Annotated in this window: 5 protein-coding genes; 2 read left to right on the top strand and 3 right to left on the bottom strand. The window is 65.7% G+C overall.

Features of this window, described 5'->3' with window-relative positions:
- Positions 1–31: 31 nt before the first annotated feature.
- The gene (locus IT472_RS03045) at positions 32–1021 is read right to left on the bottom strand and encodes an SdiA-regulated domain-containing protein (protein WP_297178178.1); all 990 of its coding nucleotides are present in this window, start codon (positions 1019–1021) and stop codon (positions 32–34) included.
- A gap of 218 nt (positions 1022–1239) precedes the next feature.
- Positions 1240–1620, bottom strand: coding sequence for a VOC family protein (locus IT472_RS03040; protein ID WP_297178175.1), 381 nt, complete (start codon positions 1618–1620; stop codon positions 1240–1242).
- 91 nt (positions 1621–1711) lie between these two features.
- On the opposite strand from IT472_RS03040, the gene IT472_RS03035 reads away from it, so the two are divergent.
- Positions 1712–1966, top strand: coding sequence for a WGR domain-containing protein (locus tag IT472_RS03035; RefSeq protein WP_297178172.1), 255 nt, complete (start codon positions 1712–1714; stop codon positions 1964–1966).
- A gap of 11 nt (positions 1967–1977) precedes the next feature.
- Positions 1978–3033, top strand: a complete 1056-nt coding sequence (gene hemE, locus IT472_RS03030) for a uroporphyrinogen decarboxylase (protein ID WP_297178169.1) — start codon at positions 1978–1980, stop codon at positions 3031–3033.
- Between the two features lie 61 nt (positions 3034–3094).
- Here hemE and IT472_RS03025 read toward each other — a convergent pair.
- A partial coding sequence (locus IT472_RS03025; protein ID WP_297178167.1) for a response regulator occupies positions 3095–3468 on the bottom strand: 374 nt, incomplete at its 5' end.

Raw genomic sequence — 3468 nt, 5'->3', positions numbered from 1 at the left:
GGTGAAATACGCGCCGAATCCCCGCCCTTTGCTACCTCGATGCGGGCGCCGCTCTTTCGGCAGATGAAGCTGCCGGCGCGAAGCGATAGAACAGGTTGGGTTCACTGACGATGTACAGCCTGCGGTCGGGATCGATGGTGACGCCTTCCGCCTGCGGCATCGGAGTCTCGCTTCCGAACACGCCATCGAATCTCCGCACGCCGGCGATGCGGCCGTCGCGGCGGACTTCGGTGAGCCGCTGCCCGCGTTCGCTGAGGAACAGCAGGTTGCCACTGCGTGGATCCACCTCCACCGACGACAGGTCATCGCTGGGCCGCAACCCGGAGAGCAATTCGCTGCGATTGCGGATGTGAAGTGCCGACATGTTGCCCTTGTCACGCAGGGAAGCGATGCCGGTGATTTCATAGAGCTGAACCGGGGTGTCCTCGCGCACGACGTACAGCGCATCGGCCTGAGGGTCGTAGGCCAATCCTTCGAACCCAAGGTTCGACGGAGCGGAAGGGTGCAGGTCGAGGCCCAGGATCACCGCATCGACATGCCGGACCTCCCCCCCGGATCGACCCGGTGGAACACGGAAAAACGCGAGCTGTGATCGACGCTCTTCAACCACAACGTACCAGCCATTCCCGAGCGCAGCCACGCCCTCGGTGTCGTGGAAATCCTGCAAATGGTATTTGGCCAACTGCTTGCCGTCGCGATCAAGGATCACCAGCATCTCAGGCTTGTTGAGCACCGCCACGAGATGGCCTTCGGCATCGCCCCAGGCCAGCCCGGACAGGTTCTGCACCTCCGCGAGCGGCAGCGCATCGATTTCGACCACATAGTCCTGCAGCTGTCCTGTCGGCACCGCGTGGTCCGCGGCGGGCGCATCGCGCAGCCACACCTGCAGTCGGTGGCCGAGATGGTAGTGGTGGTCACCGGCATACAGGATCGCTGCAGCGACGCAGAATCCCAGCGTCCAGTAGAGGACACGCAGGCGACTAGAAGGCTTTTCGGCGGCGAGGCCGTGGACTGGGGTCAAGACGGAGGGCCATACGGCATGACAGGCGCATGCTACGCGAAAGCAGCACAGGATGGCGAACCACATGACAAAGGCTGTTGCGCCCGGGACGGCAATCATCGCCCACCCCGTGCACGTCGCGAGGAGGATGGCTCCGACACGGCACGCCCAGGATCATCGCCGAAGTTGCCGAGCCCGCCGTGATGGAAACGCTGCGCGCCGTCAGTTGATCGCGGCGATCACTGCCCAGGCGGCGGCTCCCACAATTCGATCTTGTTGCCGTCCGGGTCGATCACCCAGCCGAACTTGCCGTGCTCTGAGTCGTCGGTCTTGTCCAGCACATCGCAGCCCTCTGCCCGCAATGCAGCCAGCAATGCAGCGACATCGGCCACGCGGAAATTGACCATGAACGACGCCTCGCTTGGCGCCATGTAATCGGTACCTGCGGCGAACGGGCTCCACAGCGTCATCCCCGGCGCACTGTCGGGGCCACCCCAAGGGAAGATCACCCCGCCCCAGTCGGTCACATCGAGACCGAGGTGATCGCGATACCACGCGCACAGGCGCTTGGGGTCGGCCGATTTGAAGAAAATGCCGCCGATGCCGGTGACGCGTTTCATGGCTCGTCCCTCCCGTGGTGAGCCTCGATCATGGCGCCGATGCCATCACGCCGCCAGCGGTGCCGGCCCGGCCACCTTACAATGCCGCCCCATGCGTCTCTTGCTGCAACAACGCCCCGATGGCCGCGAAGCACCGCGCTTCGTCCAGCTCCAGCTCCAGCCCGACCTGCTGGGCGGCTGGGAATTGCTGCGCGAGACCGGCCAGACCGGTGGCCGCAGCACCCTGCGCAGGTCGCAATATCCTGACCAGAACTCGGCCATGCTGGCGCTGGAAAAAGAGCGCGATGCGCAGCTGAAGAAGGGCTTCCAATTGATGTTTGCGCAGGGCGCCGACGCGCCCCGCTGACCGGAGTGTCCATGGCACTGAAGAATGATCGCTTCCTGCGTGCCCTGCGCCGCGAGTCCGTCGATTGCACCCCTGTCTGGCTGATGCGCCAGGCCGGTCGCTACCTGCCGGAATACCGCGCCACCCGCCAGCAGGCCGGCAGCTTCCTCGGCATGGCGATGACGCCGGAGTTGGCCTGCGAAGTCACCCTGCAGCCGCTGCGTCGGTTCCCGCTGGATGCCGCGATCCTGTTTTCCGACATCCTCACCGTGCCCAATGCCATGGGCCTGGGGCTGTACTTCGTCGACGGCGAAGGCCCGAAGTTCGAACGCCCGCTGCGCAGCCAGGCCGACATCGACCGACTGTCGGTGCCGGACATGGAGACCGAACTGCGCTACGTGATGGACGCGGTGCGCCTGATCCGCCGCGAACTCGACGGCAGCGTGCCCCTGATCGGTTTTTCCGGCAGCCCGTGGACGATTGCCTGCTACATGGTGGAAGGCGGCGGCAGCAAGGACTGGGGCAAGGTCAAGGCACTCGCCATCAATGACCCGGCCGCGATGCATACGCTGCTGGGCGTGGTCACAGATGCGGTGATCGCCTACCTGTCGGCGCAACATGCCGCGGGTGCGCAGGCCTTGCAGGTCTTCGACACCTGGGGCGGCACGCTCTCACCTTCGATGTACCGAGAATTCTCGCTGCCCTACCTGACCCGGATCGCGCACGAACTCAAGCGCGGCGACACCCCGCTGATCCTGTTCGTCAAGGGCAATGCCGCGCATCTGGAAGCGCTGGCCGAGAGCGGTGCGGAAGGTGTCGGCGTGGACTGGACGGTGACGCTGGACGAGGCCGCGCGTCGCACGGCGGGCAAGATCGCGCTGCAAGGCAACCTCGACCCGGCGATGCTGTACGGCAGCCCCGATGCGGTGCGGTCGCAGGTGCGTGCGGTGCTGGACAGCTACCGCACCGGCAACGGCGGCTCCCGCGACGGCCATGTATTCAACCTCGGCCACGGCATGTCGCCGGACATGAATCCCGAACACGTTGCCGTGCTGGTGGATGAGGTGCATCGCTACAGCGCGCGCTGAAGCCTTCCCCAACCCGCGCAAGCACCACGCGCAGCAGCCCACAACGCACAGTGCCTGCGGCTCAGTGCCGCAGCAGCGCGGCCAGCGCGTCCGCAAGCTGCTCGCCGCTGACCGGTTTGCGCAGGAAGGCGTCGAACCCAGCGTCGCGCGCCGAGGGTTCAGCGTCGGCATCCGATCGCGCGGTGACGGCCAGCAGCGGTTCAGTAAACCCCTGCGCCCGCAATGCGCGCGCAAGGGCCAGCCCATCCATCCCGGGCAAGTCCAAGTCCAGCAAAGCCGCGTCGAACGAATGCAGCACGACCTCGGTCAAGGCCGCCAGTCCATGCGCGGCGTGAGTCACCGCATGCCCTTGTTCGTGCAACAGCCCAAGCATGACCTCGGCCACGATCGGATCATCCTCGACCAGCAGCAACCGCAATGCGCCAGTGTCCACGG

Origin of the sequence: Thermomonas sp. (assembly GCF_020850895.1) — a bacterium.
In the GTDB taxonomy this organism is placed as follows: Bacteria; Pseudomonadota; Gammaproteobacteria; order Xanthomonadales; family Xanthomonadaceae; genus Thermomonas.
Note: the sequence above shows the minus strand (reverse complement) of the source record. Positions and strands in the feature narration are given on the sequence as shown.